This window comes from Enterobacter cloacae (assembly GCF_011078175.1).
Taxonomy (GTDB): Bacteria; Pseudomonadota; Gammaproteobacteria; order Enterobacterales; family Enterobacteriaceae; genus Enterobacter; species Enterobacter cloacae_Q.
Genome location: NZ_JAALCJ010000016.1, coordinates 1 through 16034 on the forward strand (window position 1 = coordinate 1; position 16034 = coordinate 16034).

Annotated in this window: 16 protein-coding genes and 1 riboswitch; of the genes, 10 read left to right on the plus strand and 6 right to left on the minus strand. The window is 56.7% G+C overall.

The window, feature by feature from the left end; genetic code table 11:
• Nucleotides 1-589: 589 nt before the first annotated feature.
• On the plus strand, nucleotides 590-2179 hold the full coding sequence (purH, locus tag G6Q29_RS20935; protein ID WP_165466966.1) for a bifunctional phosphoribosylaminoimidazolecarboxamide formyltransferase/IMP cyclohydrolase: 1590 nt from the start codon (nucleotides 590-592) through the stop codon (nucleotides 2177-2179).
• A 15-nt stretch (nucleotides 2180-2194) separates the two neighbouring features.
• Nucleotides 2195-3487 carry a phosphoribosylamine--glycine ligase gene (gene purD, locus G6Q29_RS20940; RefSeq protein ID WP_165466967.1) on the plus strand — a complete coding sequence of 431 codons (1293 nt, stop codon included), beginning with the start codon at nucleotides 2195-2197 and terminating at the stop codon, nucleotides 3485-3487.
• A 92-nt stretch (nucleotides 3488-3579) separates the two neighbouring features.
• Here purD and G6Q29_RS20945 read toward each other — a convergent pair whose 3' ends face one another.
• From G6Q29_RS20945 to nudC, 6 genes are all read right to left on the minus strand, one after another.
• Entirely contained in the window at nucleotides 3580-4272 is a 693-nt protein-coding gene (locus G6Q29_RS20945; protein WP_165466978.1) for a DUF1481 domain-containing protein, read from the minus strand.
• Between the two features lie 11 nt (nucleotides 4273-4283).
• Nucleotides 4284-4556 carry a nucleoid-associated protein HU-alpha gene (gene hupA / locus G6Q29_RS20950; RefSeq protein WP_002445246.1) on the minus strand — a complete coding sequence of 91 codons (273 nt, stop codon included), beginning with the start codon at nucleotides 4554-4556 and terminating at the stop codon, nucleotides 4284-4286.
• Nucleotides 4557-4742: 186 nt separating this feature from the next.
• Nucleotides 4743-5333 carry a YjaG family protein gene (locus G6Q29_RS20955; RefSeq protein ID WP_003862310.1) on the minus strand — a complete coding sequence of 197 codons (591 nt, stop codon included), beginning with the start codon at nucleotides 5331-5333 and terminating at the stop codon, nucleotides 4743-4745.
• 41 nt (nucleotides 5334-5374) lie between these two features.
• Entirely contained in the window at nucleotides 5375-6046 is a 672-nt protein-coding gene (gene nfi / locus G6Q29_RS20960) for a deoxyribonuclease V (RefSeq protein WP_165466968.1), read from the minus strand.
• A gap of 9 nt (nucleotides 6047-6055) precedes the next feature.
• The gene (gene hemE / locus G6Q29_RS20965; RefSeq protein WP_165466969.1) at nucleotides 6056-7120 is read right to left on the minus strand and encodes a uroporphyrinogen decarboxylase; all 1065 of its coding nucleotides are present in this window, start codon (nucleotides 7118-7120) and stop codon (nucleotides 6056-6058) included.
• Nucleotides 7121-7158: 38 nt separating this feature from the next.
• Entirely contained in the window at nucleotides 7159-7932 is a 774-nt protein-coding gene (gene nudC, locus G6Q29_RS20970; protein WP_165466970.1) for an NAD(+) diphosphatase, read from the minus strand.
• A 95-nt stretch (nucleotides 7933-8027) separates the two neighbouring features.
• Here nudC and G6Q29_RS20975 point away from each other — a divergent pair, with 95 nt between their 5' ends.
• The 8 genes from G6Q29_RS20975 to G6Q29_RS21010 all read left to right on the plus strand — a co-directional run bounded on the left by G6Q29_RS20975 (nucleotide 8028) and on the right by G6Q29_RS21010 (nucleotide 16008).
• Nucleotides 8028-8525, plus strand: a complete 498-nt coding sequence (locus G6Q29_RS20975) for an Rsd/AlgQ family anti-sigma factor (protein ID WP_017384077.1) — start codon at nucleotides 8028-8030, stop codon at nucleotides 8523-8525.
• A 54-nt stretch (nucleotides 8526-8579) separates the two neighbouring features.
• Nucleotides 8580-8689: riboswitch (TPP riboswitch) on the plus strand.
• Nucleotides 8690-8768: 79 nt separating this feature from the next.
• Nucleotides 8769-10664 carry a phosphomethylpyrimidine synthase ThiC gene (thiC, locus tag G6Q29_RS20980; RefSeq protein ID WP_165466971.1) on the plus strand — a complete coding sequence of 632 codons (1896 nt, stop codon included), beginning with the start codon at nucleotides 8769-8771 and terminating at the stop codon, nucleotides 10662-10664.
• The gene (gene thiE, locus G6Q29_RS20985) at nucleotides 10664-11305 is read left to right on the plus strand and encodes a thiamine phosphate synthase (protein ID WP_165466972.1); all 642 of its coding nucleotides are present in this window, start codon (nucleotides 10664-10666) and stop codon (nucleotides 11303-11305) included. The genes thiC and thiE overlap by 1 nt, the downstream gene beginning before the upstream one ends.
• On the plus strand, nucleotides 11292-12047 hold the full coding sequence (thiF, locus tag G6Q29_RS20990; protein WP_165466973.1) for a thiazole biosynthesis adenylyltransferase ThiF: 756 nt from the start codon (nucleotides 11292-11294) through the stop codon (nucleotides 12045-12047). Before thiE ends, thiF begins: the two co-directional genes overlap by 14 nt.
• Nucleotides 12031-12231 (plus strand): sulfur carrier protein ThiS, encoded by a 201-nt coding sequence (thiS, locus tag G6Q29_RS20995; RefSeq protein ID WP_003862324.1) that lies wholly within the window; start codon nucleotides 12031-12033, stop codon nucleotides 12229-12231. The genes thiF and thiS overlap by 17 nt, the downstream gene beginning before the upstream one ends.
• 1 nt (nucleotide 12232) lies before the next feature.
• Nucleotides 12233-13000, plus strand: coding sequence for a thiazole synthase (thiG, locus tag G6Q29_RS21000; protein WP_207309814.1), 768 nt, complete (start codon nucleotides 12233-12235; stop codon nucleotides 12998-13000).
• Nucleotides 13000-14133 carry a 2-iminoacetate synthase ThiH gene (thiH, locus tag G6Q29_RS21005; protein WP_165466975.1) on the plus strand — a complete coding sequence of 378 codons (1134 nt, stop codon included), beginning with the start codon at nucleotides 13000-13002 and terminating at the stop codon, nucleotides 14131-14133. Before thiG ends, thiH begins: the two co-directional genes overlap by 1 nt.
• Before the next feature lie 333 nt (nucleotides 14134-14466).
• Nucleotides 14467-16008 carry a sensor domain-containing diguanylate cyclase gene (locus G6Q29_RS21010; RefSeq protein WP_165466976.1) on the plus strand — a complete coding sequence of 514 codons (1542 nt, stop codon included), beginning with the start codon at nucleotides 14467-14469 and terminating at the stop codon, nucleotides 16006-16008.
• The last annotated feature ends 26 nt before the right edge of the window (nucleotides 16009-16034 follow it).

Here is a 16034-nt window from a genome sequence, read left to right on the forward strand (position 1 = left end):
TGAGCCATGATCAAACTCTTCAATTTAAAAGTTTGATGCTCAATGAATTAAACTTCGTAATGAATTACGTGTTCACTCGTTGAGACTTGGTATTCATTTATCGTCTTGCGACGTTAAGAATCCATGTCACTTTGAGTGCCCACACAGATTGTCTGATAAATTGTTAAAGAGCAGTTGCGACGCGCTTCAGCGCTCTGTCGCGAGGTGGCGTATATTACGCTTTCCTCTTTCAGAGTCAACCCCGATTTTCAGGATTTTTTCTCTTCAACCGACCGGGTTCTTTGTGAAGTGATTCACATCCGCCGTGTCGATGGAGGCGCATTATAGGGAGTTCCCGAGCGACCGCAACAGAAAAGTTGCAAAAAAATGACTGATTGCTGCATTCCCCAGCAAAACCCCGCCTTATACCTAATTATTAACAGACTTATCCACAACTCGATGAAAAAGTGAAAATATGCGAGCGTTGCGCAAACGTTTTCGTTAAAATGCTCGCGCTAAATAAAGAGGCCCTGCCAGGTGTGTTAGTTGAGTTTTTATGTGGAAAATTCACCTAACGCTCTCTGTAATCGTCAAATCCAGGGGATTTACCATGCAACAACGTCGTCCAGTCCGCCGCGCTCTGCTCAGTGTTTCTGATAAAGCCGGTATCGTCGAATTCGCTCAGGCACTTTCTACACGCGGTGTAGAGCTGCTCTCTACAGGCGGCACCGCGCGCCTGTTAGCAGATCAAGGTCTGCCGGTAACCGAAGTGTCCGACTACACCGGTTTCCCGGAAATGATGGATGGACGCGTTAAAACTCTGCATCCAAAGGTACACGGCGGCATCCTTGGCCGTCGCGGTCAGGACGATGGCATCATGGAGCAACACAATATTGCTCCCATCGACATGGTTGTCGTTAACCTCTACCCGTTCGCCCAGACCGTTGCCCGTGAAGGCTGTTCTCTGGAAGACGCCGTAGAGAATATCGATATCGGCGGCCCGACCATGGTGCGCTCCGCGGCCAAGAACCATAAAGATGTCGCCATTGTCGTCAAGAGCAGCGACTACGAAAGCATTATTAATGAGATGGATGCCAACGAAGGGTCGCTCACTCTGGCTACCCGTTTCGACCTCGCCATCAAAGCTTTCGAACACACCGCGGCGTATGACAGCATGATCGCCAACTACTTCGGTAGCCTGGTGCCGGCTTACCACGGCGAAAGCAACGAACCTTCTGGCCGCTTCCCGCGCACCCTGAACCTGAACTTCATCAAGAAGCAGGATATGCGTTATGGTGAGAACAGCCACCAGCAGGCAGCCTTCTATATAGAAGAAGAGGTGAAAGAAGCCTCTGTGGCGACCGCTCAGCAGGTTCAGGGCAAAGCGCTCTCCTATAACAACATTGCCGACACCGACGCCGCGCTGGAATGCGTGAAAGAGTTCAGCGAGCCGGCCTGCGTTATCGTCAAGCACGCGAACCCTTGCGGCGTGGCGGTAAGCACCTCTATTCTGGATGCCTACGATCGCGCTTACAAAACCGACCCGACCTCCGCGTTTGGCGGCATTATCGCCTTCAACCGCGAGCTGGATGCCGAAACTGCGCAGGCCATCATCTCCCGTCAGTTTGTTGAAGTGATCATTGCACCATCTGCATCCGAAGACGCGCTGAAAATCACCGCGGCAAAACAGAACGTGCGCGTACTGATTTGCGGACAATGGGCAGAACGCGTGCCGGGCCTGGACTTCAAGCGCGTCAACGGCGGCCTACTGGTCCAGGATCGCGATCTGGGCATGGTGACAGAAGCCGACCTGCGCGTAGTGACCAAACGCCAGCCGAGCGAGCAGGAGCTGCGTGACGCGCTGTTCTGCTGGAAAGTGGCGAAATTCGTGAAGTCCAACGCCATCGTCTACGCCAAAGAAAACATGACCATCGGAATAGGCGCAGGCCAGATGAGCCGCGTGTATTCTGCGAAAATTGCCGGTATCAAGGCAGGTGACGAAGGTCTGGAAGTAAAAGGCTCCGCCATGGCTTCTGACGCCTTCTTCCCGTTCCGTGACGGTATCGACGCAGCAGCCGCTGTCGGCATTACCTGCGTGATCCAGCCTGGTGGTTCAATCCGCGACGACGAAGTGATTGCCGCCGCCGACGAACACGGCATCGCGATGATCTTCACCGACATGCGCCACTTCCGCCATTAATTCCCGGAGCAGAGAATGAAAATATTAGTCATTGGTAACGGCGGGCGCGAGCACGCCCTGGCGTGGAAAGCGGCGCAGTCTCCGCAGGTTGAAACCGTCTTCGTGGCACCAGGTAACGCCGGTACCGCGCTGGAACCTGCGTTACAGAACGTCGCCATCGGCGTAACAGATATCCCGGCGCTGTTAAGCTTTGCCCAGAATGAGAAAATCGATCTGACCATTGTCGGCCCGGAAGCGCCACTGGTGATTGGCGTGGTAGACGCGTTCCGCGCTGCTGGCCTAAAGATCTTTGGCCCAACCGAAGGCGCCGCCCAGCTGGAGGGCTCAAAAGCCTTCACCAAAGATTTCCTGGCGCGTCACAACATCCCGACGGCGGAATATCAGAACTTCACCGAAGTGGAGCCTGCTCTGGCTTACCTGCGTGAAAAAGGCGCGCCGATTGTGATCAAAGCCGACGGTCTGGCCGCCGGTAAAGGCGTTATCGTGGCGATGACACTCGAAGAAGCCGAAGCCGCGGTTCAAGATATGCTGGCGGGCAACGCCTTCGGAGATGCCGGTCACCGCATCGTGATCGAAGAATTCCTGGATGGTGAAGAAGCGAGCTTTATCGTGATGGTCGACGGCGAGCACGTTCTGCCGATGGCGACCAGCCAGGATCACAAGCGCGTAGGCAATGGCGATACGGGTCCTAATACTGGAGGAATGGGCGCTTACTCCCCCGCCCCGGTGGTGACTGATGAAGTGCATCAGCGCACCATGGACCGCATTATCTGGCCTACCGTGAAAGGCATGGCGGCGGAAGGTAATACCTACACCGGTTTCCTCTACGCTGGCCTGATGATCGACAAGCAGGGTAACCCGAAGGTGATTGAATTCAACTGCCGCTTTGGCGATCCGGAAACCCAGCCGATCATGCTGCGCATGAAATCGGACCTGGTCGATCTATGTCTGGCGGCTTGCGAAGGCAAGCTGGACGAGAAAACCTCAGAGTGGGACGAACGTGCATCTCTGGGCGTGGTGATTGCTGCGGGCGGTTATCCGGGTAACTACAACACCGGTGATGAGATCCACGGCTTACCGCTGGAAGAGATTGACGGCGCGAAGGTATTCCACGCCGGTACGAAACTGTCTGACGACGATCGCGTCCTCACCAACGGCGGACGCGTGCTGTGTGCGACCGCGCTGGGCCATACCGTTGCCGAAGCGCAGAAACGCGCCTATGCGCTGATGGCGGATATTCACTGGAACGGTAGCTTTAGCCGTCAGGATATCGGTTATCGTGCGATTGCGCGCGAGCAGGGCGAGTAATTTTCCCCCTCACCCTAACCCTCTCCCAAAGGGAGAGGGGATCGTTCGTAGGCCGGATAAGCGTTAGCGCCATCCGGCTTAATCTACAGAACTCAAAAACTCTTCTCTGTCGGCTGCCACGTGCAGAAATCTTCGTTCGCCACCAGCAACAGCTGAGAGCCTTCCGGCGCTTCCAGCCACGCCACGCTCACCTCCACAGATGAATGCCGCTGACGACGCTGAATGTGTTCAGTCGCCCAGGATTCTAGATCAGGCTTCACCGTCTGCCCTTCGCAGGTGGTCACCGTGCCGTCGGCATGCCAGCGCCCCTGGCGCAATACCACGCGACCCTGACGCAGGGCATCGCTGGTCTGGCGAAGTTGTTCGGCACGGTAGCGGTAGAGGGCGATCTGATCGCTGGAAAGCTGCTGTTTCAGGCCACTGACTTCATGCTGCATAAAGCTCAGCTCGCCGTGGTCGTCGAAACGCACCTTCACGTGTTCGGGGGTCTTACTGTAGATATTCAGTTCAATAAGCGACAACGCATCGCCCTGCCAGCGGTATTCTGCGGTCGAGGTATTGCCGTTATGCCACGGACTGAATGCGGAAAGCAGGTGGACTTCATCGCTGGAGTCTTTGCGCCAGATCCTGACCGCCCCTTGATCGTCAGCATAGCCGCTGGCGGTAAACGGTGGCAGAGAAGAATCATGACTACAGGCGGAGAGCAACAGTATGCCGACCAGCGCGAGCGTTCCACGCCAGAATGACAAAAGGGGCGTTGCCGCCCCTTCGCTAAAACTGTTCACTGCCACGCGTCTTACTTAACAGCGTCTTTCAGTGCTTTACCAGAAACAAATGCCGGCACGTTAGCTGCGGCGATTTTGATTTCTTTACCGGTCTGCGGGTTGCGGCCAGTACGCTCAGCGCGGTGGTTCACTTTGAAGGTACCGAAACCAACCAGTTGTACAGCATCGCCTTCTTTCAGAGACTCAGTAATAGCAGCCAGGGTAGATTCCAGAGCAGCTTTAGCCTGCACTTTAGACAGATCAGCCTTGTCCGCAATTACATCAATCAGTTGAGTCTTGTTCATAAGTTATCCTTTCAATGTGTTTATCGCTTGCTAAGCATCGAGTGCGACGAAAATGCCAAAAAAGCACTCTCCTGCATACACGCACCGATAGCCACTTTTTTTCGCCCCCCAAATGTAGACCAGACGGGGGGCGAAAGGGAAGAGTCGAGGAGTGACAAAACAGGCGTTAAATCACGTTTTGTTGTCTCATTGGTTAAAAATTATACCAATATTACTCTCGCCAGCCTCGCGCAGGTCCGCGCGCAGCCCTTTGATCAGCTCAATATCACGTTCTTCACACTCTGCCAGCAGGCGGAAGATCTCCCACTGAATATCCCATTCCTGTTCAACCGCCGGGTTAGCACGCAGCTCTTCGTCGGTCATTTCACGGCCTTCCTGGGTCATTTCCAGCATCGCGACGGTGGTGATGGATGCCTTACTGACTTCGATGGCGTGCTCCAGCGTTTCACCGCTCAGACGAGAATGGATCAGCTCGCTCAACGCCACGCAGGCATCAATGGCCGGGTAGACGCCATACAGGTCGAAATCATCCGCAGCCGGAATAGCCTCTTCCAGTTTTTCGAGTTGAGAGTCGAAATTCACTTTCGCGTCTTTCACCGTCAGCGTCTCCCAGATTAAATCCAGGATACGGCGATAAATCTGGCCTTCGCCAAACGCCGTCTGCTTGCAGAACGCGGCATAGTTGGGATACATGCGCTCGCACAGGCAAGCCATAAACGTCACGTGCTGCCAGCTTTCCAGCTTCTCAAGGCGCAGATGAATCGGGTTTTGTAACATGATGATGTCTCGAATCGAAAATTAGCCGCAGTTTACCTGAATCACGGCTGAATTGCCTGCCAACGAATGAATGCCGGACGTGATGAGGCAACGGCGTCAGCCCAACGGGTTGGCTCCGGTAAACGGTAGCCCTTCATACAGCGCTGCACCCACGCCAGAGCGCTGTCCATGCTGACCCGATGCCCGGTGGCGATAAACAGCGGATTGCAGCGCGCTTTACTGCGCCAGACCCACGCCAGCTGCTCGCCTTTATGGATAAGGGGTGCCAGCGCGCCAGGTTCGGCAGAGAGTGGCTCAAACGCGCCGCACAGACGTTTTTTCGCCACCCCGATGGTCGGCACGTCCACCAGCAGACCAAAGTGGCTGGCGACGCCTAAGCGACGCGGGTGAGAGATACCGTGCCCATCAACAAACAGCAGATCAGGTTTTTGCGAAAGCTGCTCCCACGCGGCCAGCAGCGCGGGATACTCGCGGAAGGAGAGAAAGCCGGGGATATACGGCATGGTGGTGGCGATGCGCGCCACCTTGTACTCCACCAGCTCAAGCGAAGGGTATTTCAGGACCACCATCGCCGCTCGCGTCACTTCCCCGCCCTGTTCGAATCCGACGTCCGCCCCACCGATGAACCGCGGGGGATCGGTATCCAGACGATCCTCGCGGATCACTGATGAAGCCAGTTCGATTTGCTGAGCGCGTAGCGACGCGAGATCCATAACCACTCCTTACTTGTGATACTGGGCAGAAAGCCGATGCACCGCCTCCACAAATACGCCTGCGTGTTCGGGTGGTACATCCTGGTGAATACCGTGACCGAGGTTGAAGACGTGGCCTTCACCCTGGCCGAAACCAGACAGTATAGTCGACACTTCTTCTTCGATACGGGCAGGCTGCGCATAGAGCATGGACGGGTCCATGTTGCCCTGGAGCGCCACTTTGTCCCCCACGCGACGGCGCGCATCGGCAATATCGGTGGTCCAGTCGAGGCCCAGCGCGTCGCAGCCGGTGGCCGCCATCGCTTCCAGCCATTGACCACCGCCTTTGGTAAACAGCGTCACCGGCACGCGGTGGCCTTCGTTTTCACGCAGCAGGCCGTCGACAATTTTGTGCATGTAGTACAGGGAGAACTGCTGATAATCACGCCCGGTCAGCACGCCGCCCCAGGTGTCAAAAATCATCACCGACTGCGCGCCCGCTTTAATCTGCGCGTTGAGATAGAGCGTGACGCTCTTCGCCAGCTTGTCGAGCAGCGCATGCAGGGCCAGCGGCTCGGCGTACATCATCTTTTTGATCACGGTAAAGGCTTTGCTGCTTCCGCCTTCCACCATGTAGGTGGCCAGCGTCCACGGACTACCGGAGAAGCCAATCAGCGGCACTTCGCCTTTCAGCTCGCGGCGGATTGTGCGCACGGCGTTCATCACGTAGCCCAGCTCGCCTTCCGGATCGGGGATCGGCAGCTTATCAACGTCGGCTTTGCTTTTGATCGGAGAGGTAAAACGCGGGCCTTCGCCGGTTTCAAAGTACAGGCCAAGGCCCATCGCATCCGGAATGGTCAGAATGTCCGAAAAGAGAATGGCGGCATCCAGCGGGAAGCGGCGCAGCGGCTGGAGCGTCACTTCACAAGCCAGCTCGGCGTTTTTGCACAGCGACATAAAATCGCCTGCCTGCGCGCGCGTGGCTTTGTACTCTGGCAGATAGCGTCCCGCCTGGCGCATCATCCACACCGGGGTGACATCAACGGGCTGGCGCAGCAGCGCACGCAGATAACGATCGTTCTTCAGTTCGGTCATTTTGCAGTTCCTTATTGCGTCAGTCCGTCAGTGTAACACTACTCATACTCGGCCCGACACATTGCCACGGTATCTTCTATCAGACGACGCGCCACCGTTCCCGGCGGGGGCAGCAGCGGCAAATCGTCATAACGATACCAGTTCGCGTCGAGCAGCTCTTTCTGGTCGATAACGATCTCGCCGCTGTCGTATTCCGCCATAAACGCCGTCATCAGGGACATCGGGAACGGCCACGGCTGCGACGTTACGTAGCGCAGGTTTTTCACCTTGATCCCGCTCTCTTCCATCACTTCACGCGCCACCGCCTGCTCCAGCGTTTCGCCGACTTCCACGAACCCGGCGAGGACGGTATGAATGCCGTTACGATGGCGAGTATGCTGTGCCAGCAGGATGGAATCATCACGGCGGATGGCGACAATGATGCACGGCGCGATTTGCGGGTAGTAGCGTTCACGGCAGTGGCCGCAGAGCATTGCCCACTCGGTTTTGCTCGGGTGCATGGTGTGGCCGCAATAGCCGCAGTATTTATGCGAGCGGTAAAACTCCGCCAGTTGTACGCCGCGCCCCGCCAGCTGGAACAGACCGACGTCCAGATCCAGTACCTGACGTACGGATCCCATATCCTGACGACGAGCCTGTTGGATCAACCATACCGGATCGCCCTGCCATTCGCCGATACGCAGTGCGGGTTGACCGACGAGATCGAAGATGTCTGCCGTACCGTAGGGTATCTCCCCACCGGGCAGCCATAATTTTTGTTCGTGACTGACGATCCACCAACCCAGATCTGATTTTTCAATAATACGATCCATATCTATTGCACTACCTTCGCTTCACTGACATGTTGTTAGCATTATGGTTACATTTTGGATAAGCAGATCCCATTCTAAACCTTATGGAGTCGACCATGTTAAACCAGCTGGAAAGCCTGACTGAGCGCGTTGGAGGAAGTAACACCCTGGTGGATCGCTGGCTACATGTGCGCAAGCATCTACTCGTGGCGTATTACAATCTGGTTGGTCTTAAGCCTGGCAAAGAATCCTTTATGCGGCTGAATGAAAAAGCGCTGGACGACTTTTGTCAGAGCCTTGTCGACTACCTTTCCGACGGCCATTTCAACCTTTATGAACGCATTATCCGCGAAATGGAAGGGACAACGCCGTATTTAGCGGCCAGCAAACTCTGTCCGCTGCTGGAAGCCAACACCCAGCAGATCATGGACTACTACGATTCAACGCTGGAGAACGCCATCGATCACGATAATTATCTTGAGTTCCAGCAGGCGCTTTCTGATCTTGGCGAAGCGCTGGAAGAGCGATTCACGCTGGAAGACAAGCTCATCGCCCTCGTGCTGGACAACAACCTGAATATCAGCACCAGCGATAACGTTGCGCGCCCGGCTTGAGTTCTTAATCGTTAACGAGTAATTTACAACCATTCGCCCCTCTACGGAGGGGGATTTTTCTTGTCGGAGTGCCCAGTGCGAAAGCACGGGCTGAGACCGTTAATTCGGGATCCGCGGAACCTGATCAGGCTAATACCTGCGAAGGGAACAAGAGTCACACTGCTGTTGTATCGCCCCAGAGGCGATCTTCTCTTGCTTCATCCGTCGTCTGACAAGCCATGTCCTTCACTTTTGGAATGAGCTATGTCTACAACAAAACTGACCCGCCGCGAACATCGCGAACACGCGCAACGCTTCATCGACACCCTGGAAGGCACCGCTTTCCCGAACTCGAAACGCATCTACATTTCCGGCTCACAGGCCGATATCCGCGTCCCGATGCGCGAAATCCAGCTCAGCCCGACGCTTATCGGCGGCAGCAAAGAGAACCCGCAGTTTGAAGACAACGAAGCCGTGCCGGTGTATGACACCTCCGGCCCTTACGGCGATCCTTCTGTTGCTATCAACGTACAGCAGGGTCTGGCAAAACTGCGCCAGCCGTGGATTGACGCCCGTAACGACTGCGAAGAACTGCGCGTGCGCAGCTCGGCGTATACCAACGAGCGCCTGGCCGACGACGGCCTGGACGAGCTGCGTTTTACCGGCCTGCTGACGCCGAAACGCGCTAAAGCGGGTAAATGCGTAACCCAGCTGCACTACGCGCGCCAGGGTATTGTCACGCCGGAGATGGAGTTCATCGCCATTCGCGAAAACATGGGCCGCGAGCGGATCCGCAGCGAAGTGCTGCGCCACCAGCACCCGGGAGAAGGTTTTGGCGCTCGCCTGCCGGAAAACATCACGCCGGAATTCGTGCGTGACGAAGTGGCCGCCGGACGCGCCATTATTCCCGCCAACATCAACCATCCGGAATCCGAGCCGATGATTATCGGTCGCAACTTCCTGGTGAAGGTCAACGCCAACATCGGCAACTCTGCCGTCACCTCTTCCATCGAAGAAGAGGTTGAAAAGCTGGTCTGGTCGACGCGCTGGGGCGCGGACACGGTGATGGACCTTTCCACGGGCCGCTATATCCATGAGACTCGCGAGTGGATCCTGCGTAACAGCCCGGTCCCGATTGGCACCGTCCCGATTTATCAGGCGCTGGAGAAAGTGAACGGCATCGCCGAAAACCTCACCTGGGAAGCCTTCCGCGACACCCTGCTGGAGCAGGCGGAACAGGGTGTGGACTACTTCACCATTCACGCGGGCGTGCTGCTGCGCTACGTGCCGATGACCGCAAAACGTCTCACCGGCATCGTCTCCCGCGGCGGGTCCATCATGGCAAAATGGTGTCTGTCACATCATCAGGAAAACTTCCTCTACGAACACTTCCGCGAGATCTGCGAAATCTGCGCCGCCTATGACGTATCCCTGTCGCTGGGCGACGGACTGCGTCCGGGCTCCATTCGCGATGCCAACGACGAAGCGCAGTTTGCCGAGCTGCACACGCTGGGCGAACTGACCAAAATTGCCTGGGAGTATGACGTACAGGTGATGATTGAAGGCCCCGGACATGTGCCGATGCAGATGATCCGCCGCAACATGACCGAGGAGCTGGAGCACTGCCACGAAGCGCCGTTCTACACGCTGGGGCCTTTGACCACCGATATTGCGCCAGGCTATGACCACTTCACGTCAGGGATTGGGGCGGCGATGATCGGCTGGTTCGGCTGCGCCATGCTCTGCTACGTGACGCCGAAAGAGCACCTCGGCCTGCCAAACAAAGAGGACGTGAAGCAGGGGCTGATCGCCTACAAGATTGCCGCTCACGCGGCGGATCTGGCAAAAGGCCACCCGGGCGCGCAAATCCGCGATAACGCCATGTCCAAAGCGCGATTTGAGTTCCGCTGGGAAGACCAGTTTAACCTTGCACTGGACCCCTTCACTGCCCGCGCCTACCACGACGAAACCCTGCCGCAGGAATCGGGCAAGGTGGCACACTTCTGCTCCATGTGCGGTCCAAAATTCTGCTCGATGAAAATCAGCCAGGAGGTGCGCGACTACGCCGCCGCGCAGACCATCGAAGTCGGCATGGCGGACATGTCAGAAACCTTCCGCGCGAAAGGCGGCGAGATCTACCTCAAAAAGGAGGAGGCGTAATGTACCAGCCCGATTTCCCCTCCGTGCCCTTCCGCTTAGGGCTTTACCCGGTGGTGGACAGCGTGGAGTGGATCCAACGCCTGCTCGAGGCAGGGGTTCGCACCCTCCAACTGCGTATTAAAGATAAGCGCGATGAAGAGGTTGAGGCCGATGTCATCGCCGCCATCGCGCTGGGACGACGTTACCACGCCCGCCTGTTTATCAACGACTACTGGCGGCTGGCGATTAAACACCAGGCGTACGGCGTCCATCTGGGGCAGGAGGATCTGGAAACCACCGATCTGAACGCGATCCGCAACGCCGGGCTGCGGCTGGGCGTATCTACTCACGACGATATGGAAATTGACGTGGCGCTGGCGGCGCGTCCTTCTTACATCGCCCTCGGCCACGTTTTTCCGACGCAAACCAAGCAGATGCCCTCAGCACCACAGGGTTTAACGCAGCTGGCGGCCCACGTTAAGCGCCTTGCCGATTACCCCACCGTCGCCATCGGCGGGATCAGCCTTGAACGTGCGCCCGCCGTGCTGGAGACCGGCGTCGGCAGTATCGCCGTCGTCAGCGCCATCACCCAGGCGGCAGACTGGCAGGCCGCCACCGCGCAGCTTTTACAACTGGCAGGAGCGGGCGATGAAAGATCGTGATTTTATGCGCTACAGCCGCCAGATCCTACTGGAGGATATTGCCATCGACGGGCAGCAAAAGCTGCTCGCCAGCCGGGTACTGATTGTCGGTCTGGGCGGATTAGGCGCCCCCGCCGCGCTGTATCTGGCTGGGGCGGGCGTGGGCACGCTGGTATTGGCCGATGACGACGAGGTACATCTCAGCAACCTGCAACGGCAAATCCTCTTCACGACAGAAGATATCAACCAGCCTAAAGCCCACGTTACGCGCCAGCGGCTGAACCAGCTTAACCCCGATATCGAACTGGTCGCACTCCAGACGCGGCTGAGCGGGGAAGATCTGCAACGCGAAGTGGCCCTTGCCGACGTGGTGCTGGACTGCACGGATAATATGGCGACGCGTCAGGCCATCAATGCGGCCTGTGTTACACAGAACACGCCGCTGATCGCCGCCAGCGCGGTCGGTTTCGGCGGGCAGATTATGGTTCTGACGCCACCGTGGACACAGGGCTGCTACCGCTGTCTATGGCCGGACGACGCTGAACCGGAGCGTAACTGCCGCACGGCAGGCATTTTAGGCCCGGTGGTGGGCGTGATGGGCACCCTTCAGGCGCTGGAGGCCATCAAGTTGCTCAGCGGCATGGAGACAGAACGCAACACGCTCCGGCTGTTCGACGCTCGTTCCAGCGGCTGGCGTCATCTGGCGTTGAACCGCGCCAGCCACTGCCCGGTATGCGGAGGCCGCGATGCGCATTCTGTTTAACGATGAGCCGATGACGTGCGACGACGATCTCACCGTTGCTGCCCTGCTCGACACGCTGCGCCAGCTGAAGCCGGGAACGGCGCTGGCGCTCAATCAACAGATCCTGCCGCGCGAGCGGTGGGAACATCAGCAGGTCAATGAGGGCGACCAGATCCTGCTGTTTCAGGTTATCGCAGGGGGCTGAGATGTTACGTATTGCCGATAAAACTTTTGAATCACACCTTTTTACCGGAACCGGGAAATTCGCCTCGCCGCAGCTGATGGTGGATGCCATTCGTGAAAGCGGCAGCCAGCTGGTGACGCTGGCGATGAAGCGCGTGGATTTGCGCCAGCACAACGATGCCATACTTGCGCCGTTACTGGAGGCAGGCGTGACGCTCTTACCGAATACCTCCGGTGCGAAAACGGCGGAAGAGGCAATTTTCGCCGCACAGCTGGCACGTGAAGCGCTCGGCACCCGCTGGCTGAAGCTGGAAATTCATCCCGACGCCCGCTGGCTGTTGCCCGATCCGATCGAAACCCTGAAAGCGGCAGAGAAGCTGGTGCAGCAGGGATTCACCGTTCTGCCCTACTGTGGTGCCGACCCCGTGCTCTGTAAGCGTCTGGAAGAGATCGGCTGCGCGGCAGTAATGCCGTTAGGGGCACCCATTGGCTCCAACCAGGGACTGGAGACCCGCGCGATGCTGGAGATCATCATCGAGCAGGCGACCGTCCCCGTGGTGGTGGATGCGGGCATCGGCGTACCCAGTCACGCCGCGCAGGCGCTGGAGATGGGGGCCGGTGCGGTGCTGGTGAATACTGCAATTGCGGTGGCCGACGACCCGGTGATGATGGCGCGTGCGTTCCGCCTTGCCGTGGAATCGGGTCTGCTGGCACGACAATCCGGCCCCGGCTCGCGCAGCGTTCAGGCACAGGCCACCAGCCCGCTGACCGGTTTTCTGGAGGCGCTCTGATGGCTACCTTTACCGATCGCTGGCGTCAGCTTAACTGGGACGATATTGCCTTACGCATCAACAGTAAAACCTCTGCGGACGTAGAGCGGGCATTAACAGCCAAACATTTGACGCGCGAGGATTTGATGGCCCTGCTTTCTCCGGCAGCCAGCGCGTACCTTGAACCGATGGCCCAGCGCGCGCAACGCCTCACCCGCCAGCGTTTTGGCAATACGGTGAGCTTTTACGTGCCGCTCTATCTTTCTAATCTGTGCGCCAATGACTGCACCTACTGTGGTTTCTCCATGAGCAACCGTATTAAGCGTAAAACGCTGGATGAGCATGAGATCGCCCGCGAGTGTGTAGCTATTCGTGAGATGGGTTTTGAACATCTCCTGCTGGTGACGGGTGAACATCAGGGCAAGGTGGGGATGGACTATTTTCGCCAGCATCTTCCGGCCATCCGCCGCGAATTTGCCTCGTTGCAAATGGAAGTGCAGCCTCTGTCGCAGGAGGAATATGCGGAGCTGAAAGCCCTCGGGCTGGACGGCGTAATGGTTTATCAGGAAACCTACCATGAGGCGACCTATGCCCGGCATCACCTGAAAGGGAAGAAGCAGGATTTCATCTTCCGGCTGGAAACGCCGGACAGGCTGGGGCGCGCCGGTATCGATAAAATTGGGCTAGGCGCGCTTATCGGTCTGTCCGACAGCTGGCGGGTGGACTGCTATATGGTGGCGGAGCATCTGCTGTGGCTACAGCAGCAGTACTGGCAAAGCCGCTATTCCATCTCATTCCCGCGACTGCGTCCCTGTACGGGAGGCGTTGAACCCGCCTCGCTGATGGATGAGCGTCAGCTGGTGCAAACCCTTTGCGCATTTCGTTTGTTCGCGCCTGAAGTGGAATTGTCGCTCTCCACGCGTGAATCACCCGCGTTTCGCGACCACGCGATCCCGCTGGCGATCAACAACGTCAGCGCCTTTTCCAAAACGCAGCCGGGCGGTTACGCTGACGATCATCCGGAACTGGAACAGTTTGCACCGCACGACGGACGACGGCCCGAAGCAGTAGCGGAAGCACTGACTGCACAAGGGCTACAGCCGGTGTGGAAAGACTGGGACAGCTGGCTGGGAAGAGCTTCGCATCTGCGCTGAAACCGTCTGCAAAAACGCGGAAAGGTGACGAGGCGGCTCGTAATATCAAAACCGGGCGATTGAGGCGATCTGCCCGGTTTACTTATGCTTAACCACGTCAGCAACGGACGCTGACCAGGGTGAAAATGCTTCTTCCTCGTTTCACCCTGCCCTCCGACTCTTGAACAAAATTCCAACTGATACAATAAATACGACTTTTCTTATCTACGCTTAAGATAAATCATCTCGTCGGTAATCGCCTTCTGTATAATTTACTACCAGCAACCGGACAGCGACTATGCTGAGGATATCGACAGACGCAACGCGTCTACCATCTGGATTGATGTACAGCTCATGGCACTCCACAGTAAAAAGCTCTCTTTTACCCGGCCAATCATGGTCAGCTTTGCGGGGATCCTGTTCAGTTTCGCGCTGATCGCCATTCTGGTCATCCTTTCTCAGAGAAAGGATTTTCTTGAGGATTATCATAAAATTAATGGTAACTTCACCCATAATCTGGCGGTTAACTATACCGAAACCATCCTGCGGCAAAATGACTATATTCTTGGTCGCGCTGCGATGTACTTCGCCCGTAACGACAGAGTAAATCAGACGATAAATATCGATCAGACACACGGTTTGCAGATGTTAATGCATTTGCAAAACCTGATGCCGACGGTGTCGTCTATCTCTCTCGCGGATACCGAAGGGCGGCACCTGCGTGCGCCGGAAGTCCTGCCAACGGAGAAGAGTAAGTCGTTCGACGCGCGAACTCGCCCATGGTTTGTCGGGCAAGCGGAAGCCAGCAACTTTCCTCACTACACGCGCCCTTATCTGGACTATTTCACCCAACATCCCACGGTCACCCTCTATAAGCCGGTTATTTCACCCGAAGGCCGTCTGAAGGGTACGCTCGCTTTTCATCTTGATTTAACGTCCATGGGATATACGCTGCGCCAGATGGTGGCGCCGGTTCAGGGCGAGTTTTTTATCGTCGAACGTGACGGTGCCGTTGTACTTCATCCGGACACGGGGGCGCTCTTTAAGCAGTACGTAAGCGAAGCGCTGATGGACAAAATGACCAGCGGTGAAGGCCATCTTTTCGATCCCAAAAGTAAAACCTGGTATTACTACTACTCTTTCACCAATCCGGACTGGTTTGTGATTTATCGGGTCTCCGATGCCACGCTGACCGTTATCACCCGACATGAGACCACCGTCGTCGGCTGGGGTTTTGCGCTGGCGGCAATTATCATTATTCTCTTCGGACTGTACCTCCGTCATGCCTCGCGTTCTGTGCTGATGAACATTATTAACGCCATCAAAACCGGAGACGTCAACCAGGCCCCACGCCTTGAGGCGATGCTCAGCCATACCATCCGAAGAAATAAAGAACGAGAGCTGGCCTATGTCCGTCAGGCCACTCATGATGCGCTGACAGGCTGCAAAAACCGCCGTGCATTCGACCACGATGTGGGTGAGTTGCTGGCCGCTCATCAACCATTTGTTCTGGCGCTGATCGACATTGATAACTTCAAATCCATTAACGACACCTGGGGCCACCTGAGCGGGGATATTGTTCTGCGCAACGTGGCGCGCGAGGGTATTCAAATCATGCAGCCGCACCACATTTCCATTTACCGCTACGGTGGAGAAGAGTTCGCCGTGATATTCCCGGCCGAGCTGATGAACTCGGCGAACGCGTTACTGGAAGCCTGGCGCAACGCCGTTGAAAAGCGGACCTGGCGGGAAGAGGATCTGCGAGTAACCTTCAGCGCCGGGTTGGGAGAGTGGCACTTCGAACCGCTGGAACAATTTATCGGTAGCGTAGATGAAGCGCTGTATACCGCTAAACAACAGGGTAAAAACCGCATCGTAAGCACGGCCAGCCGATAATTCCCCTCTGAAATTCTGCCCGTTTT